Annotated in this window: 24 protein-coding genes, 2 tRNA genes and 1 other RNA gene; all 27 read right to left on the bottom strand. The window is 29.3% G+C overall.

The window, feature by feature from the left end; translation table 4 throughout:
- Positions 1 to 411: 411 nt before the first annotated feature.
- Positions 412 to 1,488, bottom strand: a complete 1,077-nt coding sequence (locus O3I44_RS00395) for a YihY/virulence factor BrkB family protein (protein WP_303717224.1) — start codon at positions 1,486 to 1,488, stop codon at positions 412 to 414.
- Positions 1,481 to 2,899 carry an Asp-tRNA(Asn)/Glu-tRNA(Gln) amidotransferase subunit GatB gene (gatB, locus tag O3I44_RS00390; protein ID WP_303717223.1) on the bottom strand — a complete coding sequence of 473 codons (1,419 nt, stop codon included), beginning with the start codon at positions 2,897 to 2,899 and terminating at the stop codon, positions 1,481 to 1,483. Before gatB ends, O3I44_RS00395 begins: the two co-directional genes overlap by 8 nt.
- The gene (locus O3I44_RS00385; RefSeq protein WP_303717222.1) at positions 2,892 to 4,196 is read right to left on the bottom strand and encodes an amidase family protein; all 1,305 of its coding nucleotides are present in this window, start codon (positions 4,194 to 4,196) and stop codon (positions 2,892 to 2,894) included. The genes gatB and O3I44_RS00385 overlap by 8 nt, the downstream gene beginning before the upstream one ends.
- Positions 4,189 to 4,473 carry an Asp-tRNA(Asn)/Glu-tRNA(Gln) amidotransferase subunit GatC gene (locus O3I44_RS00380; RefSeq protein WP_303717221.1) on the bottom strand — a complete coding sequence of 95 codons (285 nt, stop codon included), beginning with the start codon at positions 4,471 to 4,473 and terminating at the stop codon, positions 4,189 to 4,191. The genes O3I44_RS00385 and O3I44_RS00380 overlap by 8 nt, the downstream gene beginning before the upstream one ends.
- Positions 4,461 to 6,443, bottom strand: a complete 1,983-nt coding sequence (gene ligA, locus O3I44_RS00375; RefSeq protein ID WP_303717220.1) for an NAD-dependent DNA ligase LigA — start codon at positions 6,441 to 6,443, stop codon at positions 4,461 to 4,463. Before ligA ends, O3I44_RS00380 begins: the two co-directional genes overlap by 13 nt.
- A 37-nt stretch (positions 6,444 to 6,480) precedes the next feature.
- Positions 6,481 to 7,056: a hypothetical protein gene (locus O3I44_RS00370; RefSeq protein ID WP_303717219.1), complete on the bottom strand. Its 576-nt coding sequence runs from the start codon at positions 7,054 to 7,056 to the stop codon at positions 6,481 to 6,483.
- On the bottom strand, positions 7,049 to 7,750 hold the full coding sequence (locus O3I44_RS00365) for a glycosyltransferase family protein (protein WP_303717218.1): 702 nt from the start codon (positions 7,748 to 7,750) through the stop codon (positions 7,049 to 7,051). The genes O3I44_RS00370 and O3I44_RS00365 overlap by 8 nt, the downstream gene beginning before the upstream one ends.
- Before the next feature lie 14 nt (positions 7,751 to 7,764).
- Positions 7,765 to 8,595, bottom strand: a complete 831-nt coding sequence (locus O3I44_RS00360; protein WP_303717217.1) for a pseudouridine synthase — start codon at positions 8,593 to 8,595, stop codon at positions 7,765 to 7,767.
- A 61-nt stretch (positions 8,596 to 8,656) separates the two neighbouring features.
- A tRNA-Gly gene (locus O3I44_RS00355) sits at positions 8,657 to 8,730 on the bottom strand.
- A 111-nt stretch (positions 8,731 to 8,841) separates the two neighbouring features.
- On the bottom strand, positions 8,842 to 9,327 hold the full coding sequence (locus O3I44_RS00350; protein ID WP_303717216.1) for a dUTP diphosphatase: 486 nt from the start codon (positions 9,325 to 9,327) through the stop codon (positions 8,842 to 8,844).
- A 180-nt stretch (positions 9,328 to 9,507) separates the two neighbouring features.
- Complete coding sequence (gene ptsP, locus O3I44_RS00345; RefSeq protein WP_303717215.1) at positions 9,508 to 11,214, bottom strand: phosphoenolpyruvate--protein phosphotransferase; 1,707 nt, start codon at positions 11,212 to 11,214, stop codon at positions 9,508 to 9,510.
- A 27-nt stretch (positions 11,215 to 11,241) separates the two neighbouring features.
- On the bottom strand, positions 11,242 to 11,505 hold the full coding sequence (locus O3I44_RS00340; RefSeq protein WP_303717214.1) for an HPr family phosphocarrier protein: 264 nt from the start codon (positions 11,503 to 11,505) through the stop codon (positions 11,242 to 11,244).
- A gap of 38 nt (positions 11,506 to 11,543) precedes the next feature.
- The gene (cls, locus tag O3I44_RS00335) at positions 11,544 to 12,938 is read right to left on the bottom strand and encodes a cardiolipin synthase (RefSeq protein WP_303717213.1); all 1,395 of its coding nucleotides are present in this window, start codon (positions 12,936 to 12,938) and stop codon (positions 11,544 to 11,546) included.
- Between the two features lie 125 nt (positions 12,939 to 13,063).
- Positions 13,064 to 13,154 (bottom strand) — tRNA-Ser (locus O3I44_RS00330).
- 3 nt (positions 13,155 to 13,157) lie between these two features.
- A complete protein-coding gene (gene mgtE, locus O3I44_RS00325; RefSeq protein WP_303717212.1) occupies positions 13,158 to 14,534 on the bottom strand; it encodes a magnesium transporter in 1,377 nt (458 codons plus the stop codon).
- A 13-nt stretch (positions 14,535 to 14,547) separates the two neighbouring features.
- Positions 14,548 to 15,120 (bottom strand): diadenylate cyclase, encoded by a 573-nt coding sequence (locus tag O3I44_RS00320; protein WP_303717211.1) that lies wholly within the window; start codon positions 15,118 to 15,120, stop codon positions 14,548 to 14,550.
- The gene (locus O3I44_RS00315) at positions 15,113 to 16,828 is read right to left on the bottom strand and encodes a hypothetical protein (RefSeq protein WP_303717210.1); all 1,716 of its coding nucleotides are present in this window, start codon (positions 16,826 to 16,828) and stop codon (positions 15,113 to 15,115) included. The genes O3I44_RS00320 and O3I44_RS00315 overlap by 8 nt, the downstream gene beginning before the upstream one ends.
- Before the next feature lie 167 nt (positions 16,829 to 16,995).
- Positions 16,996 to 17,508 (bottom strand): hypothetical protein, encoded by a 513-nt coding sequence (locus O3I44_RS00310; protein ID WP_303717209.1) that lies wholly within the window; start codon positions 17,506 to 17,508, stop codon positions 16,996 to 16,998.
- Between the two features lie 49 nt (positions 17,509 to 17,557).
- Positions 17,558 to 17,942, bottom strand: a transfer-messenger RNA (tmRNA) gene (gene ssrA / locus O3I44_RS00305).
- A 1-nt stretch (position 17,943) separates the two neighbouring features.
- Positions 17,944 to 18,375, bottom strand: a complete 432-nt coding sequence (gene smpB, locus O3I44_RS00300) for an SsrA-binding protein SmpB (RefSeq protein WP_303717208.1) — start codon at positions 18,373 to 18,375, stop codon at positions 17,944 to 17,946.
- Between the two features lie 80 nt (positions 18,376 to 18,455).
- A complete protein-coding gene (gene typA / locus O3I44_RS00295; protein WP_303717207.1) occupies positions 18,456 to 20,279 on the bottom strand; it encodes a translational GTPase TypA in 1,824 nt (607 codons plus the stop codon).
- Complete coding sequence (gene rnr, locus O3I44_RS00290; RefSeq protein ID WP_303717206.1) at positions 20,263 to 22,365, bottom strand: ribonuclease R; 2,103 nt, start codon at positions 22,363 to 22,365, stop codon at positions 20,263 to 20,265. The genes typA and rnr overlap by 17 nt, the downstream gene beginning before the upstream one ends.
- On the bottom strand, positions 22,365 to 22,595 hold the full coding sequence (gene secG / locus O3I44_RS00285) for a preprotein translocase subunit SecG (protein WP_303717205.1): 231 nt from the start codon (positions 22,593 to 22,595) through the stop codon (positions 22,365 to 22,367). The genes rnr and secG overlap by 1 nt, the downstream gene beginning before the upstream one ends.
- Positions 22,596 to 22,744: 149 nt before the next feature.
- Complete coding sequence (gene whiA / locus O3I44_RS00280) at positions 22,745 to 23,572, bottom strand: DNA-binding protein WhiA (protein ID WP_303717204.1); 828 nt, start codon at positions 23,570 to 23,572, stop codon at positions 22,745 to 22,747.
- A gap of 134 nt (positions 23,573 to 23,706) precedes the next feature.
- Entirely contained in the window at positions 23,707 to 24,618 is a 912-nt protein-coding gene (locus O3I44_RS00275; protein ID WP_303717203.1) for an NAD(P)/FAD-dependent oxidoreductase, read from the bottom strand.
- A gap of 1 nt (position 24,619) precedes the next feature.
- On the bottom strand, positions 24,620 to 25,642 hold the full coding sequence (gene lgt / locus O3I44_RS00270; RefSeq protein WP_303717202.1) for a prolipoprotein diacylglyceryl transferase: 1,023 nt from the start codon (positions 25,640 to 25,642) through the stop codon (positions 24,620 to 24,622).
- Positions 25,642 to 26,538: an HPr(Ser) kinase/phosphatase gene (gene hprK, locus O3I44_RS00265; RefSeq protein ID WP_303717201.1), complete on the bottom strand. Its 897-nt coding sequence runs from the start codon at positions 26,536 to 26,538 to the stop codon at positions 25,642 to 25,644. Before hprK ends, lgt begins: the two co-directional genes overlap by 1 nt.
- Positions 26,539 to 26,551 lie beyond the last annotated feature (13 nt).

Genomic DNA, 26,551 nt, shown 5'->3' with positions numbered 1-26,551 from the left:
AGTTTTCAATTACTCAATATTTTTTTGATGTTTTCTACCATAAATTATTTGCAATTTTGTTAGTTTTTGTGATGTTTAGATTGTTGGATCTTTTATTGGAAATACATAAACTATAAAAGTTTATTAATTTATTCTGAGATTTCATGATTGTTTACCTAGCAAGTTAGTCATTAAAAGCCTTTTGTTATAGGTTTTATAGTCTATATTATATTTTAATAATTAATTTTATGCTAAAATATAACCATATATTGCAGTGCCATTCATCAATCGTAATTACACTTTATTGTAAATAACTACAAGTTTGAACTATTTCATAATTTCACTTTATTGCTAAAAGGTTACCAAATGAATATACCAAATTCAAATCAGTAAATATTTAGAATGGAAATACATCCACATTAACTTAAATCATTACTTTTTAGATATTGTTCATTTGTTTTTCAAACCATCATTGACAAACGTTTTATAATAAGCGGCATTTGCGGATATCCCCACAAATATAAAATAGGTTACTATTAAGGACGACATGCCAATATACATGATTGCACCTATAACACCGTATGAATCATAACTTCATAGAGATGAAATGAAACCAAATAATATTAGAAACCCGGTTGTAGGTAGTGTTGATACCATTGCCCCAGGAACAACGTGTTTAATTTTAATTTTAAATCTGGGCGAAAATTTATACAACAATATAAAACCAACAAAAAAACCTATAAACATCCCAAAAGAAAGATATATATATAAAAGAGCTTCCTTGAGTATGTCTTCTATTTCAAAAGTTGACAATCATTTTGTGAATAACACATTAACAGAAAGAATAAAAAATAGAAATAATGTAAAAACAATAACTAAAAACATTCCTTTAAATTTATTCATTCAATATCCTCCAAGATATTTATGTTCATAAATATATGATTGAGTATAAATTAACTTAGAAAATCCATTGGAAGCAATTCATGTAGAAATAAGAATTGAAAGAATAGTAAGAATAGATGCTGATGTTGTAATATTTTTGTTGCCTACAGCTTCTTTAATTTGATTAAAAATAGTTGATGCACCAGGAATAAATTTACTAAGTATTTCAGCTATAGCATTTTTTTTGCCATCTGTTGATAGACTTATGAAAAAGGCATCGGCTTCAGGTATCATATTAAATATTACTATCAATGATAATATGGGCATAAATGCCATAATCAAATAGAAGGCAATTGAAGATGGTATATACACAAAATCATTCGACATGATTCTACGATATGTTCTATTTATTATTTCAATATTTTTTTTAGGGTATTTTCATTTTTTTGGTCTAATTACGATTCTTAATGATATATAAATAAGAAATTTCACAAGCCGCTCTGTTCAAAATATTTTGTTTGTTTTAGTGCTAACTAAAAGGTCATGCATAGCGCGATTTTTCTTAACTTTTGCTTTTTTCTCAGGTTTAGTTTGATACCCTGCTCTTGGTTTGTTTTTTTTAAACATATTTTTTTATTTTTTTCTCTACAAGGTTGCTTGTGACAACGGGATTGGCTTGTCCCTTTGAAATTTTCATGACATTTCCTACAATATATTTTATCACTCTTTCTTTCCTATCAATATTATTATTTATAAAGGAAATATTGCTATTTATTACTTCATCAATTAAAATATTAATTTGTGATTCTTCAGAAATTTGTTTCATATTTTCATCATTAATAATATCCACAACATTCTTTGACGATTCTGAAAGAAGTGGTATTATTGTTTTCAAGTGCTTTCCACTTATACTTCCATCTTTAACTAATTTAATGGCTAACTCTATTTGTGTAGGATCAATATCCAGAGCAGAAACTTTCATATTCTTTAAGTTTGCCAAAGAAACTATTTCCGAGAAAAAAACCTTTGCTAGATTGACCTTATCATCTGATTTAATAAGATCAAAATAATTAGCATGGTCATAATCTGATAATAATTTCTCTATATATGAATGATCAATCCCATAACTTATATATCTTTTTTCCCGTTCCCATGGCAATTCATTTATGTGAATAGAATCTATAAAATTATTTGTAAGTGAAATGGGGTTTATATTTGGTTCCGGGATAAATCTATAATCTAATGCTTCCTTTTTTATCCTCATTATTTTGTTCGTTCTTGTTTCTTCATCAAAGCGTTTGGTTGATTGACTAATTTTTTGCCCCAATAAAATTTGTTGAGTCTGTTCAACAATTTCATTTTGAATGGCACTTTTAATATTTGAAAGAGAATTAATATTTTTTATTTCTACCTTTGTTCCCAAAACATTGGATCCATATGGTCTTAATGAAATATTTATATCTGCCCTCATGGATCCCTCTTCCATTTTGGCTTCAGAAATGTTTAATGCAAGAGCTAAATTTTTTATTGATTTTACATATTCCGTTGCTTCTTCAGCACTTCTTATAACGGGATCTGTTACAATTTCTATTAATGGAACCCCTGCCCTATTATAGTTCAATAGCGTTCCTTCTTCCGTGTGAAATGACTTAGCTGTATCTTCTTCCAATTGTATTCTTTCAATTTGTATATTTTTACTAATTGAATTAATTTTTATTGGAATAAAACCATTTGAACCAATTGGATAATCATTTTGAGTGATCTGGTAACCTTTGGGTAGATCTGCATAAAAATAATGTTTTCGATCAAATCTCAACAACTTGTCTATTTTCATATTAAGAGCTTTCCCTAACTTAATCCCTTTTATGACCGCTTCTTTATTGACAGCGGGCAATGTACCAGGATAGCCTAAATCAATTTTATCCACTAGGGTATTTTCCTTCTGACCAAAAACATTAGGTGCGGATGAAAACATCTTTGTTTGTGTATTTAATTCAATATGTATTTCTATACCTATTATTACTTCAAGATTATTCATTATAGTCCCCCAATAATTTCTCTATGTAAAGAGAATAGGAAAGCAACTTTTTATCATCATATATCTTTCCATCTATGGAAAGATTAACAGGCATTGATTCATCTTTTATTCACGGAATGGATATTGAGGGGTTGCCGATAAAATTCGAATATGTTAGGAAATATTTATATCAATTCTCTTTAATACTCTCCGTTCAAAGTGGAGCTATTCCTGCAGTCGGATAAACTAAAATTGAATCTTGAAAAATATCATCAAAATAATTCTTGATTAATCTTCTTATTTTTTGAGCTTTCCCTAATAATAAATCTTTGTTTTCTGGAAGCAAAAAGTATGATCCTAAAGCAAATCTCTTTTGAACCATTCTTCCAAAGCCGTTTGTTCTTGTTTTTATAATTATCTCTTCTCAATTCTTGCCATCAATTCTATTACCAAACGGGATGCCTGATAAATTAGAATTATTTGATGATGATTCTGAAAATGAAATAATAGAGTACACAATCCCAAATAAATCAAACAGTTCTATGTTTGGCTCAATAGTTATAATTTCTATTTTATCGGATTTTATTTGTGATTTTAATTTATCGTATTCTTGGGAAACGTTATCCGAAAGCATATTTTTCATATTTAAAAATATTATTTTTTGCGGTTTTAATGATTCAAGAACCGGCTTTTCAACATCAGTAGATGAAAAGTCCTTTTTGTCAAATCCATATAGAATTTTAGAAACTTCTATTGCATCATTAACATTATGAGAAAATCACCCAACAACATCTAATGATGAAGCAAAAGGATACATTCCAAATCTTGATACAGCCCCATATGAAGGCTTAAACCCTACTAGTCCACAATAACTTGCCGGAAGTCTAATAGAATCTCCTGTATCAGAACCAATAGCAATTGAAATATTTTTTGTCATAGTAGCAACAGAACCAGCCGATGAACCTCCAGGCATTCTTTTTGAATCGATTGGGTTATTAATTTTTCCAAAGGAAGAGTACATACCAGTTCCACCAAGAGCCAATTCATCTAAATGCATTTTTCCCACTATATTTGCTCCTGCATTTAGCAATTTATTAACTATTTCAGCATTATATTTGGGTTCAAATCCTTCCAATATTTTTGAAGACGCTTGGGTTGGTGCATCATCAGTTGCATATAAATCCTTAAGTGTTATTACAACGTTACTTAAAGGACCATTAATTTTATTCTTTTTTTCATAAATATGTGCAACAGCATTATTCAGATCATTCTTCAATTCATTTTTTGCTTTTTCAAAATTACCCTGGTTTTTAATCATTTTTAACCACCTTTGGTAATAAGATGAAATCACCTTTGTGATCAGGTGCATTGCTAATAATATCTTCAACCGGCATAGTTTTTCCAGGGATATCACTTCTTAAAAATGTTGTTTTTCCTTCAAATATCGTAATCATTGGTTCAATGTTATCGGTGTTATATTTCTTCATTTTTTTAATATCTGATTGTATTTCTTCTCATGTGTTAATTAATTCATTAGAAAATTGTTTATCTATTTTAAACATTATTTTCATTGAAACTTCATCTATTCTTTTCATGATTCCACCTCCAAAATACTTTTAAATTCATTTTCATTAATCATTTTAACATTTAGTTCTTTAGCTTTGAGTGATTTGTTTCCTGGATTTTCTCCCATCAAAAGATAATCAATATTTTTTGATATAGCAGAAGAGACATTCCCACTATTATTCTCAATAATGTCTTGAAATACTTTTCTTGGTTTAGAAAGAGTGCCGGTTATAACGAATGTCTTGTTCTCAAATAATTTTGAACTAGTCACGGAAACTTCAGTTAGATTTAAACCATATGAAAACATTTTTTTAATTTGATTAATATTTTTTTCTAAATAAAAATATTCAACAACTGAATCAGATACTTTTTTTCCTAAGTCCCTTATTAACATAAAATCTTTTTGTGATGAATTTATTATATTTTCTATTGACCTGAAACGTTTAGCTAAAATTCTTGATCCTTTTTCGCCTAAATGTCTAATTCCTAACCCAAAAAGAAAGTTACCTAAATCAGTGTTTTTGGAATTTTCAATAGAAGATATCATTTTATCCACAGATTTTTCTTTAAAACCATGCAATTTTAAAAGGTTGTCTTTCTTACTGGCAAGAGTGAATATTGAAGCTGCATCAGTAATAAATTTTTTATCTAATAGTATCTTGATTGTCTCCGTGGAAATTCCATCAATGTTCATCGCTTTTTTAGAAACAAAATGTTCTAGTGAAGCCGTTTTTATTCCTATGCAATCTTCATTAATACAATACTGATCAACTTCCCCAACGAATCTTTTTAAAAGAAATCCACATGAAGGGCAAGTGTTAGTTTCGATTCATATTTCATCATTATTTTTTGTTTTTATACTAATCACTTTTGGGATGATATCTCCTGCTTTTTTTACATTAACAATATCCCCAAAATTAATACCCAATTTTTTTATGTAATCTGCATTATGAAGGGTTGCTGCAGAAATAACGGAACCATAAATTCTAACTGGTGATAGCTTGGCATTATATGTAACCCTACCAGTTCGCCCGATAGATGGAAAAATGTCTTCTAAAGTAGTCGCCGCAATTTCCGCAGGAAACTTGTATGCAATCATAAATTTTGGGAATTTAACCGTATAACCTATATCTTCATAAAGCGAAATATCATTAACTTTAATGACTATTCCATCAACAACATATCCTAAATCATTTCTTTTTTCTGACATTTCCTTAATAGTATTTATAACCTCCTGAATACCTTTGACTGGGATTATTTCATTGTTTATTGGTAATTTATTTTTTTTGATGAAATTCAAAAGTCCTTGATGTGTTTTGATTACTTCAATTTTTTTGTTTGGAACCTCATAAATAAATGCAGATAAATTTCTGCTAGCTGCAACCGATGAGTTCAGTTGTCTTAAAGAACCAGATGCTGCATTTCTGGGATTAGCAAAATTATTCCCATTTTTGTTTAGGTTATCAAAGGCATCATTTGACATGAAAACCTCTCCTCTGAATTCCACTTCTTTTTTATAGTTGATTTTATGTGGAATACTTTTCAAGGTTTTAATATTATGTGTGACATCTTCGCCAATCAAACCATCACCTCTAGTGATGGCTCTAATAAGTTCCCCATTTTCATAAATTAAAGAAATAGATAAGCCATCGATTTTGTATTCTAAAATATATTCCAAATCAAAATCTATGTGAAGTAAATCCTTAATATGTTTATCGAATTTTCATAAATCATCCTCACTAAAAGCATTCGCTAAAGAAAACATTTTATATTTATGTGTAACCTTATGGAATCTATTATCCACTTTTGCTCCAACTTTCTTTAGAATTGAATCAGTTGGCTCTAATTTAGGATTATTTCTAATCAGGTTTGAATAAATGATATATGTTCCATCATATTCCTCGTCAGAAACCATTTGATTATTATTTAAATAATATGTTTTAGATCATGCAATCAGTTTTTTATTTAAATTGATAATTTTATCTCTTAAGTTTTCCATATATAAATTATAAAGAAAATGTTCCTATGAACATATCTTATTTATTGTTTATATCATTAATTTTTTTATTATGTCTTTGAAGCGTTTTTGCAATTTTGCGTTTTTCTTTTAACTCATCTTTAATCACTTTGACTGATTTTTCAACTTTTGGTACTTTAATATTAAACTTTGTAGTTTTATTTATTTTACCTTTAAGAATAGAAACTTCATTACCTAACATGTCAACTCTTTTATTTAACTTAGCAATTTCAATTGAATTCTTCAATGATTTTAAGAGAATGTATGCAATAAATCCTAAAATTAATAAAATTATCCATTGCTTTGCGTTATCCATTTTTATTCCAAACATATAATAAGCAATCATGTTGAATATATTAGGAATATTATCAATATTAAACAAGTGCAGAATGGAAACAATTAGAATATATATAACAAATAAGGTAAAGATGATATTTGTTGTTAACCACCCAATCATATTTTTTAATTCAATTTTCTTTCTTTTAACCTCAATTGTAAATCATACAAAAGATGATATAGCAATAATTAATAAAAATATAGGCAATCCAAGATTCATGACATTGCCCAATTCTTCTTGTCAAGGCCTGTTATACATTTTTAGTATTCCCCTTTCTTTTAAATGGTTGAACAAATAATATTAATAATATTTGATGTCAAATATATTTTGCTAATTTCAAGCCTTTAAATTTTGCTTGTCTACTCTTTTTGTTTTTAACTTTAATTTGCAATTCAATGAATGAATGCTTTGATCTAATTAAGTAGGTAACCGATGATGGAGTAATGGATTCATTTGTGTCCATCAAAGCCTTCATTGTTCTTCTATTAATCATTCTTAAATCAATGTTTGCATCAGTGACTTTTCTAAAAGAAATAAAACCTATTGCATATTTCAATAACCTTGTATAAAAATACCTTAATTTGTGGGGAGCTTTTTCTTCAACAAATCTTGAACCAATTAAGAGATCCACCTTCTTGAAGGCCATCGTCTTAGTAAAATATGATATGTCAGTAAGATCAAAACCTTTTACAGGATTAAACTCAATTAAATTGTCATATTTATTTTCATATGCATACTTTATTCCTAATTTTAAAGCATTGTCATATGTTGATTCAATGGGGATTATCAATCTTTGAAAATTATTATTCTTCAATAAGTGTTTTGTTCTATCGTCTGCTCCATAATCAATTAATAAATAATCAACATTTCCAGCACTAGATTTTATATTATCAATTGTTTCGATTATTTCTTCGCCAATGTCTTTTACTGGCATTATTAAAATAGTTTTCATATAAATCCTTAGTCCTACCAATCTGGCCGAGACCAAAATTCCTGTCCATTTAGATGTTCCAATTCACCTTCTAGTCCAAATATTTTTAAATATGCTGAATGTAAAAACATTCTCATAGCTGGTTTGCCACCATATTTTTGATCACCATAAATCGGTACACCTAACTTGGACAACGATGCCCTTATTTGATGTTTTCTTCCAGTGACAAGCTCAGCATATTGCTTATTATTTTCCATCCAAAAAAGTGTTTTTGTGTCTTTACCAAATTTCCCACATCTTTCTCTTTGGTAATTTTCATCATGTTCTATTTTGAATGTTGTTATAATGTTACTCTTTAGATCTGATTTAAATTCATATATTTTTTTTTGTTTATCAGCTTTTTCATTAAACATTTTTAATGCCTTGTATGTTTTTGCATAAAGCATTATGCCTGATGTTTTTTTATCTAGTCTGCCAACATGTGATGGAGTAAATGAATCTGTTTGTTTAAATTTTAAATACGAAAGCACTTGGTTGTCTAGACAGTTAGGAGAATCATGAACAACAACCCCAGATTTTTTATTAACGATTAAAATATTATCATCTTCATATATTTTTGAAAAATTAATATTAGCCTTAATTTCCTTGATTCCTTTTTTTTCTTCCACAACAAGTGCATAAATAGTTATAACATCTCTCTCTTTTATGACATATGTTTTATCTTTTGTCCCCTTGCCATTTATTTTAATATCTTTTTGCCTGAATGCTCTTTCGATTCTAGATTTTGGAACACCAGGAAACATCTTATTAACAAATTTTGTAAGGGTTCTACCGTCATCGTTGTATGTTGCTATAAATTTTTTCATATTTATATTTTACCTATAAAAAACATTATTGACTAATGTTTTAATTGATCACTCTCGTGATTGGAGCAGGCAAAGGGAATCGAACCCTCATAGTCAGCTTGGAAGGCTGAAGTTCTACCATTAAACTATGCCTGCGTTTATGCTAAATAATTATACATAAATAAACTAATTAGCAAAAAATAATATAACCAATTTTATTTAATGTTGTACAACACTCATTATCAAGAGAGTAATGCAAATATATAATTAATAGCCTTTTTTTATTCTATGAAAATTCACTTTATTTTTTATAATATATGATTTCTCAATTTCCTCATTTGATAGTTTTAATAATCTAGCATTACCTAGATAAACGCCAAAAGCATACCTAACGGTGGCTTCATTTAGATCGTCCCCCATTGCCACAATAGCCTTAAATGTTTCCATTAATTGAAGGTTTTTATTTTCCGAAGTAACAATGGATTCAACAATTTTGTTTTCGATATTCAGATAAATAAATAAAGATGAGAAAAAATGAATACCATCAACAAATTCCTCAATTAATTTGCTTTTATTGATACTTTTTTTTATCTTTCAGTATTTAAACGATTCATATTCATTTGCAAATTCACCAACCTCCACTAAAAGCGCCAAGATTCTTTCGTTAACTACTTTTGATTCCTCTATTTTGTGAGTAGAGATAATAGATTTATCAAGTTCTCTTTGCATGTTTATTATTTTAGTAAAGTTCATAACTTATTCATTATATATTTATTTTAATATAATTTTTACAACAAATTTTTTTAGATAACCAACATTATTCACTAATAATGTTGGTTATTTTCTTTATGTCTGGACAAAAGAAATATTAACTACTATGTCTGGTATTATATCTAAATATTTATACATAAATACCCCGTTTAACAAATAGTTTTATTGATTGAATTCATTCAATAACAACTGAACATCTTCTTGAGTCTCAGCTGAAATAGCATTTAGAGCTAAAATTTTAGCATCTTTTGAATCAATTTGTGAAATTTGTTTTCTGGCCTTTAAAATTGATGTTGCTGCCATTGAAAATTCATCAAGTCCCAGTCCAATAAGGAATGGAATGACATTTGTATCCCCGGCCATTTCGCCGCACATACCAACTCATTTACCATTTGCATGGGCTCCATCAATTGTCATTTTTATTAAATTTAAAATAGAGGGGTTTAATGGTTGATATAGGTATGAAACTTTTTCTGACATTCTGTCTGCCGCCATAGAATATTGCATTAAATCATTGGTGCCAATTGATAAAAAGTCAACATATTTAGCAAATTGTTTTGCTATGATTGCAGTTGATGGCACTTCTACCATTACGCCGATCTCTATTTTTGTTGATATTTTTGGGTATTCTTTAATAACCTCTTTAAAGACCTGATCATAAATTGCCTTAGCCTCCTTGAATTCATTTATTGTGGCAACCATAGGAAACATAATTGCTAATTTTCCGAATTCAGATGCTCTAATTAATGCTCTTAATTGCGTTTTAAATATATCGACCTTATCAAGAGACAATCTTATTGCTCTATATCCTAGAAATGGATTCATTTCTTCAGGGAATTTAAAATAAGAAAGTGTTTTATCACCACCAATATCAAGGGTTCTTATGATAACTCTTTTACCATTCATTGATTTTAAAACACTTGAATATGAGTCAAACTGCTCTCCTTCGGTAGGCCAGTCCTTTGCATCCATATATAAAAATTCTGACCTGAATAGACCAACACCTTCGGAATCATTCTTGATAACATTCTCTACGTCTCTTACAGAACCAATATTAGCAACAAGTTCGACCATGTGACCGTCTTTTGTTATAGAAAGCTTCCCTTTGAATTTTGCTTCAGCTTTTATTTCTTTTAGATTTTGTTCTTGTTTATCTTGAAAATCTTCAATCACCTTACTAGATGGGTTAATAATTACATCACCATGATCACCATCTATTACTACAAAATCTCCAGTTTTGACTTTATCTGTAATATTTTTCAAACCAAGGACTGCAGGAATTTCTAGTGATCTTGCCATAATGGCTGAATGCGAAGTTTTTCCACCGATGTTGGTTGCAAATCCTTTAACGAATTTTTTATTTAACTGAGCCGTGTTAGATGGAGTTAAATCATGAGCTACAATAACTACTTCTTCATCAATGGTTGAAAGATCTTGTGGGCTAACGCCAGCAAGAGAATTGATAATTCTTTTAGAAACATCTTTAATATCAGCTGCTCTTTCTTTCATATAAGCATCATCCATATTTGCAAACATATCAAAATATTTTTTAGAAATGTTATCAGTAGCAAAAATGGCATTAATGTTTTCGCTCTTAATTAATTCCTTTATTTCATCAATCATTGTTGGATCAGATGCAACTTGAATATGGGCATCAAAGATTGCAGCTTCTCCTTCACCTAGGTTCTTAAGTGCAACTAACTTTATTTTTTTGATTTGATCAATAGTCTCTAAAATTGCTTTATCTAATTTTATTAATTCTTCTTTTGGGTCAGCTTCTGTTTTTGTAATTTTTATTTCTTTTTCAATAAATTCAAAAACCTTAGCTAGAGAAACTCCAGACGATGCTCCAATGCCTTTTATTTTCATTATTGCTCCTTTATGAATAAAAATAACTTAAATCAAGTTATTTTTTGTCATCACATCTTTAATTGCTGCTAGCGCTTCTGCTTCGTCATCTCCATTAGCTGTTATAGTAATAGATGCACCTTGTTTAATTCCTAAGGCCATAACATTCATAATTGATTTTAAATTACCTGTTTTGCCTTCTGATTCAATTGTAATGTTTGACACGAATTTCGATGCTGCTGCAACAATTACTGATGCTGGTCTTGCGTGTAACCCGACTGGGTCTTTTATAATTGTTGTGAATGATGTCATTATTTCTCCTTTATTTTCATAATTCATTATACATTTTTTTACATTATAGGTGAAAAGATAAATACTGCTAATCTTGTTAAGAATCCTTTTAAAGAAAATTTATTTATGGGTTTAAAAACCATATCTTCAGCAAATTTGTCATAAAACTCAAATAAATTATTAACTTCTTGAATGACAGGACCAGATACTAAATTCAAAAACTCAAATTGAGAATAAAATGATCGTAAATCTATATTTGCAGTTCCAAAGTATGCATAACAGTCATCAAATACACCGATTTTTGAATGTATTAGAATGTCTTTTGTTTCTTTAAATTTGATTCCATACTTTGAAAGAATAGAAGCATTATATTTTGAAACAATGAGCACAATTTTTTTATCTGGTTTTCCCGGGATATAGATTGTGATATCAACCCCAGACATTGCAGCTGTTTTGAGTGCGGATATAATTTCATGACTAGGCACAAAATATGGTGTTGTCAATTTAATGGATTTCTCGGCATTGAGGATTCATTGAACAATTGATTTTTCAATTATGTTTTCATTAATTTCTGGAGAATCTTCAACTAAAATATTTCTGGAATTACCCCCAGTTGTCTCTAATACATATTTTTTGGGGTCTAACTTTTCCTTTTTTACTATTTGTCAATCATCAATAAATAACAAGGAATATGATCTGACGGCTTCGCCCGTAATAATTGACTGATAGTCGAGTCAAACACCATATGTCTTGTTAAGATTAGCATACTCATCAGCAATATTTATACCACCAGCATGGACTTTTTCCCCATCAATAATGACCATTTTTCGATGATTTCTGTATCCATTTTCTGATCCGATAAATGGAAAATAAACTTTCCCAAAAATAGCTACTCTAATGCCTGATTCTTCAAGTTCTTTTATTTCATATCAAGGCATTGCTCAACGACCAAAATCATCAACAATAAATCTAATTTCAACACCCTGTGCAGCCTTTTTAATTAATATTTTTTTAAAATGTTCGTATATCTCGCCCGGTTTTAGTATGTAGTAATTTATGTGAATAAATTTGTTAGCATTTTTTATATCATTAAATAAAGCATTAAAAATATCCTGCTCTCTTCTATGTATTTTAATATTTGCGGAATAAATGCCTCGATGAGATATTTCTGATTGTTTTTTTTGAATAATTAAATCATTTTTATTGTTGAATTTTTCTAATTTAAATGTTTCCTTTTTATAATAATCATTTTTGGAAATTCTATTCTTATATCTTTGACCAAATATAATAAAAATAATGTGGCCAAATACAGGAAAAATAGTCATAACAATAATTCAAGACAGTTTAGCTTCTGAGTGTCTATTTTGAATAAGTATCAATAAATTGAATATCAATGTTAATAAATAAAATGAAAGGATTATTAATAATGGACGAGATAATCCAATGATAAACATAAAATAAAACCCATATATTATGGATACAAGAAATAACATTACGATAATATATCAAAAAAAGTTAGATAAATGTTTCATATTTAAATTATAAAGAAAAAGCTAACCATTAGGTTAACTTTGTCATATGGCGGGTAAGAGAGGACTCGAACCTCCGCGCCGATCGCTCGACCTACATCCTTAGCAGGGACGCCTCTTCACCAACTTGAGTACTTACCCATTTTATAAAACCAATAACATTATACCTATTGACACTCCAAAAAATATCGTAGTTGATAAAGCATCAATTAACGTGGTAAGCAACGGTGCAGCCATAACTGTAGGGTCAATTTTTATTTTTTTTGCAAGCAGAGGCAAACTACTTCCAACAAGTTTAGCCAAAATAATCACAATAAATAGTGCAAAAGATGCGACTGCAGAAAGAATAATATAATCAGTTGTAAAATCATCTTTTGCAAGATAATAAATTAATAGCCTGATAAAGTTTACGATTCCGAGAGATAAACCCATTATTGTAGAAATTTTTAATTCTTTGAATAATACTTTTAAGTAATCCATTGTTTTTATTTCCCCTAATACTAGCGACCTTATGATAGTTGTTGAAGACTGACTGCCGGCATTTCCTGCAGCTCAGGAAATAAAGGGGAAAATCGCCACCATAGCCGTTGTAATCAAAGGAGCAGCCAAAGATGTTTTTGATAAAGATAAAAATAAGTCAAGAACTATTTGTGAAAGTGTGGCAGATATCATTAATAACATTAATAAGAAGACTCTTGATTTAAATATTTGATAACTGGGCGTTTTTAAATAAGTTTGATCTCCATCATTTTCAATACCATGCATTTTTTCAATATCTTCATTTGCCTCATCGATAATAATATCAATTACATCATCAGATGTAATCATGCCCATAATTTCTTTTCGAATATTTAAAACAGGTAAAACTGACATATCTTGATCAGCAAATATATTGGCAGCCTTTTCCTTATCAGTTGTCGTATAAACATAGGCAACTGGTTTCATGAAAGATTTAAGTTTTTTTGAATGGGGCAAAAATAATAAATCTTCAATTGCAATAAAACCTTGTAAATTATTTTTGTTATTGGTAATAAAAAAATAATGTGCAAGACGTGCATCATTTTTATTAACCTTTATATATTGAATTGCATCTTTAACGGTCATTATTTGTTTGAGAGTTACAATATCAACAGACATTAATGATCCGACTTCATCTTCTGAATATCTTAATATTTTATTAACTGTGATTCTTCTTTCGTTAGAAGTCATTAATAAAATTCTTTTGGAAATATCAACTGGAACCTCTTCGATAAGATCCGCAATTTCATCAGTGTATAAATCATCAATTATGGATTTTAATTCTGTATTAGAAAATGATTTCAATAATTGTTCTTGAAAGTTTGAATCAATAGCGGAAAATAATTCAGATTGAAAACTTGTATTTAGCAACCTAAAAAAAATCATTCTTTCTGCTTGAGATAAGCCTTCAAATAATTCAGCTATATCAACAGTGGGATGCTCATTTGCAATTTTTCTTATTTCAGAAATATTTTTTCTGGCTATCGCGGATTTTAGACTCATGTCTCCCCTTTTTTTAGCTTAAGAAATCAGTTATTTTTTCTTGAAATTCTGAATATTTAACGGGAATTATTTTACCTTCATAGGCAAAAGTAATTCTTCCAGTCTCTTCTGAAACAACTATTGTTAAGGCATCAGTCTGTTCAGAAATGCCTAATGCCGCTCTATGTCGTGCGCCATATTTATTGTCAACGGATTTAGATGTGATTTTATAATATGTACCCGCGTATGTAATTTTGTTATTTTCAATTAGTATTGCCCCATCATGAAGTGGAGATTCTTTTTGAAATAAAGAGACAATTAATAACGATGAAATATTAGCATCGATTTTTACGCCATCGGTTCTGAAGTTAATCAAATCTTGTTTATTTATAATTGTTATAATTGCTCCAGTTTTGTTTTCCGATAAATTTCCACAAGCTTCATATAAACTATGTATAAGCCTCATTTTTGATGATTGTCCTAAAGATGAGTAATTTGTTTTTTTAAAAATTATTCTTAGTAAATTAATTATTCAAGGTAGCAATAGGAAAAAAGCTAATAAAGAAAAAGCTATTATTATTGTTAAAAATATTAATTCGTTAGTCATTTATGTTCTCCTTAATTATATCTCTAATATTTATTATATTAGTATTATTCATTTTTCGTTTATTAAATCTTCCTAACAAGGGCCCCGAAAATAATGTTACACCATTTTTGTATGCAAATCTTAATTGATTTTTTGAAGATACATTTAGAAGAATTGTCTTCTCCTTTAAAATAAAAGATGACTTTAACAATTTTTCTTGTAATATGTAGTCAGGGTTAATCTCAGAAATAATATTTGATTGATTAGTTGTTGTATTTATCAAGCCTATTATAAAACCTTTCTCTCTTAATTTTTCTATGTTGCTTATTTTCAATTTATTATTACTAATTTCCTTGTTACTAAAAATAAGCATTAAATCTGAGGGGGTTTTTTTCATAATGGAAATTTTATTTTCAAATTTATCAATATCAAATTCCCTATTCAAAAAATTTCATGAATATGCAACGGCAATACTTTTTCTGCCGTGACTATTCCTAATTGCATCTAAAGATATGTATCTATTAAATGAATCAAAAACACCTGACTCATAAGCAAAATCAGATGGAGAACTAATTAAGAAATCTTCTGATACATTTATGAACTCAAAATAATTGAATAAAATGTCATTATTTATATTGAATACAGGCGAAGACTTTAATGATAATTCATCAAAGCTAAATACATTGCCAAGCTCTTCAGTATCAATGAAATCATTTATTCTATCTTTATATTCTTTTGAATCATACAACCATATTTTATTTTTTGCTGCTCCTAGGTATTGTTTAGAAAACATTGCCATGTTTTCTAAGTCATTAATGGATGAAGACTGAATACCATAAATTGCAACAGATGCAGATATGTTTGCTTTTATTTTTTCTCCTGATGAAATAACAAATGTCTTACTACATTTAGTAAGTAGAAACTCCAATTCATTTAATGGATCATCAATAGGTCTTTCTATTTTTAAATTATTTTTAACACATAAATGAATATCCATTAGTCTTTCTCATTTCTTGAAAAAACCATAATTATCTTTATCGATATTAAATAAAATATAACCATCACCAAATTGCTTTTCTATTTCTCTTAAAACAGCATCAGATATTTCCTTGTTAAGCATTTTTGGGCTACCAATACTAAAATTAATGTTAAATATCCCATAAACAGCTTTTTTAATTTTGTATTTTTTTATATTGTTGCTTATTGCACTTATAGATAGTGGCGCTTTATAAAATGATAAATATTTATAATTTGATGATTCATATAAAACATTTGCAGCAATAGATGTTTTAATAAAGTAGTTGATAAATACTTCAAGAATAATACTTCCCAAAACTGTAAATAATATTTTGGAAACTAATGCCTCATCAAATGAATATCCAAACCAAAAAAATGCAATCATGATTCCAATTCAAGAAATTGTAATCATGATAAGATAAATTATCCAAAGAATCTTTCTAATATTTCAAAAGAATTTCCAAAGAATAACAGCAAATAAAAATATTAAGTATATTGACAAAATTATATATGTGATTACTCCTGATTCTCACATGAATACCCAATAAATTAATGAAACAATCAACGAGTATGATGAAACACCCTCATTTCTAACCACTAGTAACATGACAGATGGAGCTATAAATACAAAAATATTAAAATCACTATAAATAATTCTTAAGAAAATACTAAAAATAATTATAGAACCACCATACACAAATCCTTCAATCATGTTGTTAAAAATTTTGAATTTATTTAAGGGTGTATAAACAATTAAATCCTTTATTTTTTCTATAGAAAAATATAGTACGAGCATAAACACGAGGAGTAGTATTGTTATTAATAGTGTGTGTATGATCAGCATGCTTAAATTATAAAGAAAATTACCATCTGAGTATTCTATTTCTTTTTAGAATTTGCAGCTTTATTTACGGGCGTCTTCAAATCATTGCTCATTTGCATTTTTAAAAGCATAGTCTCATCCTTAATTATTTTCTTTTTGTTAATAGTTGCATCTGTAAATAATAATCTTCTAGTGTCTAATTGAGCAATAAATGCAAAAACATTAGATAAAACAGGCACAACAAAAAACAAGAGAAATAATGAATCAAACAACTTTCTTTCTTCAGTCTTAAATATTTTTCATGCAAATATCCATGAAACAATAAATAGGATGAATGATGAATAGAAGAATACACTACTAGTGATACCTGTGATTAGATTATTTTCACATGCAAGGGTATCTCTAAAATTAGAGATTCATTTTGATGCCGATCATATGTACTGGTACTGGTCAGAATTATCCATTTCAATAATGGAATATCCTAATGCTGCAATTCCAATTAAAAATAAAATAATCCCAAAAAAGGATATAAATTGAAATATAGCTAAAATCTTCTGTTTGTATTTCATGAATATCTCCTTAGTTAAAATTATATACAAAATTTTGGTGAAAAACATATGGTGGAGATGCCGGGAGTCGAACCCGGGTCCATTATATTTCTAAGTTATTGACATCTACAGTTTAGTTATGATTTTTAAAGACCAAATTGATATGAATCAAAACAAAACATATTCAATCTGACCAATTAGAGTTCATTAGCTTTAATTGGATCCACTAATATATCTCAAAAATAATACAGACAAATAATCTATGAGAGAGATTAAGTATCCGCTAGCAAGCAATTACGCAAAAGCTAGAGAGTTTTGGTTGAAGGTTGAAGAAAGATGTCTCAAGTGGCTTCAACTGTTTTTGTTTCCGTTTAAATTGGAACCTAGTAGTATTATGGTCTACCAAACCACTGCAGTCAATAACAGGAAATATATGTCGAATCCATTACATCCCCATTAGTATTTATTACGTCTTTGTCTTTCGAAGTCTCTTTTTTTAATAACTTCTCTTTTGTCAGCCCTGTTCTTACCTTTACCAATTCCGATGTCTAACTTTATCTTACCTTTTCTTGATCATTTGAGAGTTATGGCAACAATAGAATTACCCTTAACTTTAACAGTTTCTTTCAATCTTCTTAGTTCTCTTTTGTGTAACAAAAGTTTTCTTGGTCTTGTTCTGTTGCCAGGAATGCTCATGTAATTGGATACATTCATATTTGAAACAAATAATTCGTCCTTGACAAATGAACAAAAAGAACCCCTCAGGACAACATTACCATCTCTAATTGATTTAACTTCTCAACCATTTAACTCAATTCCTGCTTCAAAAGTACTCAATATTTGAAAATTAAAGAATGCATCTTTATTTTTGGATATCACTTTTGCCATATAAACTCTCTAGCCACTTTCATGACAATGATATTATACAACAAAAGAACATGTTATTAGATATGGACTATTTATTTATATTAATAAGTCTCCATGTGTCTATATTTTTTGTTTAACACTTTTTTTCTTAATCTAATTGATGATGGAGTTACTTCCACTAATTCATCTGGTTCAATAAACTCAAGTGCTTCCTCTAAGCTTAAGACAATTGCTTTTGGCACTCTAATGGCATCATCAGTCCCAGCAGATCTAACGTTAGTCATAGCTTTATTTTTAATGGGATTAACATCCATATCTTGTGCTCGAGAATTAATTCCTATGACCATACCTTCATAAACTTTTGTCTGGGGGTTAATAAATAAATCACCTCTTTCAGAAATTTTTCATAATGAATAAGCCATTGCTTCACCTTTAACAGTTGAAACAAGTACACCATTTTTTCTAGATTCAATTTCGCCAGCGAAATGTCTATATTCATAAAATGTTTTTTCTAAAACCCCTGTACCTTTTGTTGTGGTAATGAAAGATTGTCTATAGCCAATTAATCCTCTAGTTGGAATATGAAATACCATTCTTGTTTGACTCCCATTATTGTTCATATCTTGCATTAATCCTTTTCTTTCAGATAATTGTTGAATAACAGCTCCAGCAAACTCAGAAGAACAAGTTATAACAGCTTCTTCAAATGGTTCTTTTCTAGTTCCATCTTCAACTTTATAAATAACTTTTGGTTTGGATACTGAAAGTTCAAAACCCTCTCTTCTCATGTTTTCTATTAAGACTGATAAATGTAACTCTCCCCTACCTGAAACTTTGAATCCCTCATCATCAGTGGATAGCATATCAACTTTTAAGGAGACGTTTGTCTCAAGTTCTTTTTCTAGTCTATCTTGAATATTTCTTGAAGTTAACATATTCCCTTCTTGACCAGAAAGTGGGGACTTATTAACAAGAAAATTCATCGAAATAGTTGGTTCTTCAATTTTGATCTTTTCCATAGCGGAAGGATTACTAATAACGGAAATAGTATCTCCGATGGTAATATCTGCTATTCCAGCTACAATAGCAATATCACCAGGATAAACTTCTAATACCTCTTCTCGATCAAGACCTTTGTTAACAAACATCTTGGAGAATTTAACATTTTTTGTAATACCATCATGATTAATAAGAGCATATTTATCTTTCGAAGTCAGCATGCCTTTTCTTAATCTTCCAATACCCATTCTTCCTAAATAATTATCATATTTTAAAGATGTAATTTGCATTTGTGTTTCATCTGAAGCACTGAAAGGATATTCCAGAACATGCTTTAATAATACATCAAATAACGGTATTAAATTGTTTGATGTCATACTAATTTCACTATCCATAATTCCATTTTTTGCTGTTCCATATAAAACCGGGAATTCCATTTGTTCATCTGTAGCACCCAATTCCATAAATAATTCTAAAATCATATCAAGAACTTCAGCAGGTCTAGCTTCGTCTTTATCCATTTTATTAATAATGATAATAGGTTTTAATCCTTGCTTTAAAGATTTTTCAAGAACAAATCTTGTCTGAGGCATTGGTCCTTCAGATGAATCTACCAATAAAAAAACAGTATCAACATTCTTAATAATTCTTTCTACTTCTCCTGAAAAATCTGCATGCCCTGGTGTATCAACAATATTTATTTTGATATCCTTATAATCGATAGCACAATTCTTGGAATAAATTGTAATTCCTCTTTCTCTCTCAAGGTCATTGCTATCCATTATTTGTTCAATCTTTTCATCTCTTTCATTAAAAGTTCCTGACTGTTCAAGCAAAGCATCTACTAGGGTAGATTTGCCAGCATCAACATGTGCTATTACGGCAACATTTATAATTCTTTTTGTTTTATTATTCATTTTTGCCATTGGATTTTTTTCATGAAGTATAATGCTCTTCTAAAACAAAATCTATGGAACCCTCCCTTTTGTTTATACCAACAACAATGGCTATAACTGATTGCCCTACGACAAATTTCTTAGAACCAGAAACTAACTTTAGGTTAGTTTTGTCAAGATTATATCTGCCATCCATTAGATTACTAGCATGAACAAGACCTGCAACTTTATTGTGTAATTCAATAAAGAAACCAAACTTCATAACAGAGACAATGACGGCATTAAATTTCTGTCCAATCTTGTTTTCATAGAATTCTGCTTTTTTAATATCAGCAACATGTCTTTCGAGTGTTACAGATTTTTGTTCCGTATTAGAAGCATCTGCAGCAATAGTTGGCAAAATATCCGTAAAATGCTTTACTTGATTTATTTTATTATCAAATAAATAAGCCTTTAGCATTCTATGAACCATTAAGTCGGGGTACCTTCTTATTGGTGATGTGAAGTGTGTGTAGGATGTTGAAGCTAATCCAAAATGACCTATATTTTTTTCTGAATAAATGGCTTTTGCCATTGTTCTCAACATCATCACTTTAATAAAATCATCAAATCTATGTTCTTTCAACTTTAAGACGGCCCGAGCAAAATCCATTGGTTTTTTTGTAGTTGGTATTTTCACATCAATTCCTAATACATCAACAACATTTTGTAATCCTTTTAGTCTATCGGCTTCAGGAGTATCGTGAATACGGTAGATAAATGGAAGTTTTTTATTGGCGATAGTTTCAGCAACAGTTTCATTTGCTCTGACCATAAAATCTTCTATCATTATTTCTGCAAATGCTCTTTCCTTAACGATAATGTCTTTTGTCTTACCTTTTTCATTGATTATTATTTTTGATTCTTCAATTTCAAAATCTATATAACCTTGATTTATTTTGAACTGTCTTAAAATGTTTGAAAGTTCTTTGGCATTTTTTAACATATTTTCAAGTTTTTTATCTTCAAAATTACTTTTACCAAAATAGAAATCGTTAACTTCATTATATGTTAGCCTGTGACGAGAGTTAATAATTGATGGGTATATTTTAGAGTCAATTGTATGACCATTTTTATCAATGATCATATCACATGATAATGTTAATCTATCAACATGTGGATTCAATGAACAAATACCATTAGACAACTCTTCGGGTAACATCGGTATAACTCTGTCTGCAAGATAAATTGATGTACCTCTTCTTTGGGCCTCTTTATCGAGTTGAGTATTTTCGGTAACATAATGAGTAACATCTGCAATATGTGTTGACAAAATAAAATTACCATTATCTAATTTCTTAACCTCGATTGCATCATCAAAATCTTTTGTATCATCCCCATCTATTGTTACAATTAACTCTTCTCTTAAATCTTTTCTACCTTCTATATCTTTTTTTGATACATCAAGCGGAATGTTTTTAGCCTCCATCAGGGTTTTAGGATCAAAGATAAATGGGACATTAGCATCTTCGATTGAAGATAAGATGTCAATTGAAACATCATCTTTTTGACCAAGTAAATATAATAATTTTATTCTTTTAACTTTCCCAAATTCAATTATTTGAACTTTAGCAACATAATCAATCTTCAAATTTTTTTCATCATCAAACTTAAAGGGGCCGATTATTTTCATGTCATCAGGTAAAATACTAAATTCGCCTTGGAATTTTTGCAAAAGTCCAACAAACTTAGTCCTGTTTCTAATTACAATATCCTTAACAATACCTTGAAGAGATCCATCTTTCATAGGATCTTGAAAGACATCTAAAACCACTCTATCATTGTCCATGGCTCCATGAATATTGGGCTTTTGAATAAAGATGGATTCTTTTGCTTGATCGACAAACCCAAAGCCTCTAGAATTTAACCTAATTATCCCTTCTTCTGTTTTAATAATTTCAGGCACAAAATAATCACCATCTTTTGTACTAAATAATTTGCCTTTTTTAACTAATGAAAACAAAAATGTAGAAAAATCTCTATTTTTGCTTCTTGGAATATTCATTTGTCTTGTTAATTGTATAAATGATATTGTCTTATTGTTTAGTATTTTAAATAGTTCATTTTTATCAAACATTATATAAACGATCTAATAATTAAAGCCGTAATCATCAAAACAATTCCTCCTGAAAACATTATCCATTTAAGAATTTTCTTAGAACCACGTTCTTTAGAGACTTTAAATAAATCTAGGTCAGAAGAACCAACCAAAGCACCAGAGAAGGCATTTGATGAAGGGGCCATTATAAATGATACAACAATCAAAACTGCTGATACAGCAAATAATATTCAAATTAATATTGTCATTTAACCTCCTTTTATTTTTTAATTATATATGTTATTGGTTTTTTTGCTAATGATTAATAAATACTTATTATTTTTATTAATTTCAGTCTAGTGGTTTTTAGTCGGAATGAAACAAAATTTGTGCTTGGTTCCAAATAAAATAGCATATGTTATGAATTAGCTTTTTTTCTCAACTTGATTAAATAATGGTTGAGTGCTGATCTAGTTTTATTAATCTTATTTTTTTTATTATAAAGAGGAATTAATTCGTTTAATGATTTGTATTGATTTTTACTCTTGAGTTCATAAAAAGATAGCTCTTGATCCCTGAAATTTTTTTGCATATTATGTTTCTGAATATATAAATAATCGTCCATAAATGCTGAATAAGAATCAACTAATTTTTTTTGATTGTAAATATCAAGGTTGGAGTACCTATTCACCATGCTTAGCAGATCCCTATTAATTCTTGAATCTTCAAAGGCAAGCATTGATTGAAATGCTTGAATTGCTTTTAGGAAATCAGAAATTTCATCTGCCTTTTTTATATACAAAACTCATAGTTGGCGTCTTTGAATTAAGTTAAAATTAAAATTATATTTATTTAGAAAATTCTTAATAATATTTGCGGATAAATTAGAATACATTTGTATCTCTAGATGATAGGATGTTGAATCTATATTGGAAATAGAACCACCTCCTAGAAAAGCGCCAGCAAAATAATAACCGGGCAGTTTGATTTTATTTTCTTTTAATGGTATTCTTTCTTCTACTATGATTCAATTCCTGTTCTCGTATGTATTATCATATGGTATATATAGTTGTCCAAGCATATCCTTTAAAACATTGGAGATATCTTTGTTATTAATTTTTATAATTGTCTCTTGCATTTGGTTGAAACCAGCTGTTGAGATTATCCCGTCAAGAAATTCTTGGGCTTGAGCCTCATTGAATTCCTGACTTAAAATTTCTTTTTTAATTTCTAAAGCGAATGACACAAAGAAATTATAAAATAAAAAACATGCAAACAAATAAAATAAGAGAGCTATTTTACAACATAATTATGTCAGAATCTCATATTTTCACTTATTCCAAATGCATGTAGTAATTAACCCATCAATGTTTTATGCTGTTATCTTGTTCTATTTGCAATTAATTTTCCAGCAATAGTTCCGTCAGAAGCTGCTGTGGATATCTGCCTAATAAGTTTGTTTCTTACATCACCAATTGCAAATATTCCTTCAATCTTAGTCTTCATATCTTCATTAGTGACAACATAACCATGCTTATCAGTAATACCTAATCCGTCAAGAAAATCAGTATTTGCAAACAACCCAATATAGGGAAATAATCCATTTACTTTCATTGTTTTGGTTTCACCTTTTTCATCATATGTTAATTCTTCTAAAAAATCTCCACCTTTTACTTCTTGAACATTAGATAAATAATGGATAATAATATTGTCTCTAGATTCAACGTTTTTTATCGCTGGTTTAGATGCTCTCATGTGGTTTTTTCTCACGAAAACATGAACTTCTTTAGATACTGATGATAAGTACACTGATTCTTCAGCAGCAGAGTCACCACCACCAATAACAGCAGTTATTTTATCTTTAAACAAAGGACCATCACAAATAGCGCAATATGAAACTCCCTTACCATCGAATACATTAATGTTTTTAACAAACTCGGGAATTTTTTCTGTCGTACCAGTTGCAATGATCACAGATTCTCCTACAACCTCTTCACCGGACTCTAATTTAACAATGTGTTCAAATGGTCCAGCATTTTTTATGCCAACTACATTGCCATATTTAAAGTCCGCACTAACAAGTGCATGATTAAGCATCTTCATTGAAAGATCTGCTCCATTAATGGATTCTTCGCCAGGTCAATTCTCAATAAGGTGGGTCTTAACCATTTTTCCTCCAGGTGCATCTTTCTCAATAAATACTGTTTTCTTATTTGCTCTTCCAGCATAAACGGCTGCTGTTAAACCAGCTGGTCCGCCACCAATAATTATTACATCATATTTGCTTGCCATGTTACCTACCTTTACCTTTTGCTACTCTATTTAATTCTCTTTTTGATCATTCTTCAGAATTATATATATGCAATCATATATTAATCTTATTGGGTATAACTTTTCCTCAAAATATATATTTTTTTTTTGTGTCAGATTTTTTACCAAATCAAAATAACTTTCTTGTCTTAACTGGTTGTATTAATTTAAATCTATCTTTAATTCATGGACAATATTTCTTAATCAACTTGCCTGGATTAGTAAAGAATTGGAATCAAATAAATAGTATAACTCCTGCTAATAATCATAATATAGACATAAGGACAGAAACTTGAAATGTGCCTCACATCATGATATCCGCTTTGTCTCTCAATGGTTCCATGATAACTCTAACAATCCCATATCATATTAAGTATAGAGCAGCAGTTGTCCCGGGCTTCAAACTATTTTTTCTTAGAACTACTCAAACAATTATTATGTAACCCAATAGATTTAGCATAGATTCATAGAAGAAGAAGGGTTGACGGAAATGGCCATCAATAAACATGTAAGGCTTAATAAAGGTTAATCAATCTAATGATGATGGATTTTCCACTATTTTTCCATAAACTTCATGATTAGCAAAATTCCCTCAACGACCAATTACTTGACCAAGCAATACTGACGGAATAATGATTCCTGCCACGGTCCTTATATCAACAACATGCCTTCTAAATAAAAGATAAAATCCACCGGCAGCGATTGCACCTAAAACTCCTCCATGAATTGATAATCCTCTGAACTCAAAGAAACTCTTAGTTGATGAAAAAATATTAAGACTACCAGAAAGACCAAATCATATTCTTGCTCCTAATATAGAACTTGGAATAACTATAATTAATAACATCTGCAATATTTCTCAAGAATATTTTTGTCTTTTTCAAAAGTAAGTAATAGTAAGAAATGAAAATATAATTCCCAACATCATTGTAATTGGATAAATGGATACAAAAGATCAAGTTCATGTCTTTTCTCCTCTGTCTCAATCATATCCTGAATAGTTCATTATTTTCTACTCCTTGCATTGATGGTTGCAACAGGATCCATTCCATTTTGCCTAGCAACAAACGCTTCAACAGCGACTTCTATCAAAACAGAAGTGGATCGACCTCTTTTAACTGGTAATTCTATTTTTGGTATGATGAAATTTAAAATTTTCTCTGACATATCTTTTCTACCTAATCTATCAACCTCTTGTATTTTTTCAGAATCAATTAATTCAATAATAAGTGAAACTTCAGCAATGTCTTTTACAGATTTAAGGCCATAAATTAAGGGAATATTAATAAGACCTATACCCCTTACTTCCAAAAATCCCTTTGTAATTACAGAGCTCTCACCATAAAATTTTTCTCCAATAATTTTTAGTAAAACAGAATCATCTGATACAAATGAATGGCCTTTTTGAATCAACTCTAGAACCGCTTCTGATTTTCCGATTCCTGAATTTCCCTTAATAATTACACCAAACCCATTAATAATTACAAGTGATGCATGAATAGTTACTGTTGGTGCTACAAATGCAGATATAAATGGACCAACCATAATATTAAATGTGGCCAAGTGCAAATCAGAAATAATTAGCGGGGTTCTTGTGTCTTTGCAGATATCTACAATTTTCTTGTTGTTTTTAAATCCTGATGATAAAAATACAAGAGGAGTTTTTGTTGTTATAATGCTTTTTAGAGTTTTATCGATATAGTCACTGTCTTTTTGTAATAAAAAATGGCTTTCCTTAGTTCCTCAAGCGATAATTGATGTTGCTGTTGTTGTCTTTATTCCAGCTAATTCCAATCCCATTCTATGGATAGATGCAGTTTTTATTTCTCTGGTTAAATCAGCTCCCGGGGAAAATGACTCCAAATGAAATTTATCAAGTAATTCTTTTATAATGTGTCGCATCGTTATTCTCCTT

Origin of the sequence: Candidatus Mycoplasma mahonii (assembly GCF_030550815.1) — a bacterium.
Classification (GTDB): Bacteria; Bacillota_I; Bacilli_A; order Mycoplasmatales; family Metamycoplasmataceae; genus Mycoplasma_O; species Mycoplasma_O mahonii.
The sequence above is the reverse complement of the archived record's forward strand: the minus strand, read 5'-3'. Positions and strand labels throughout refer to the sequence as shown.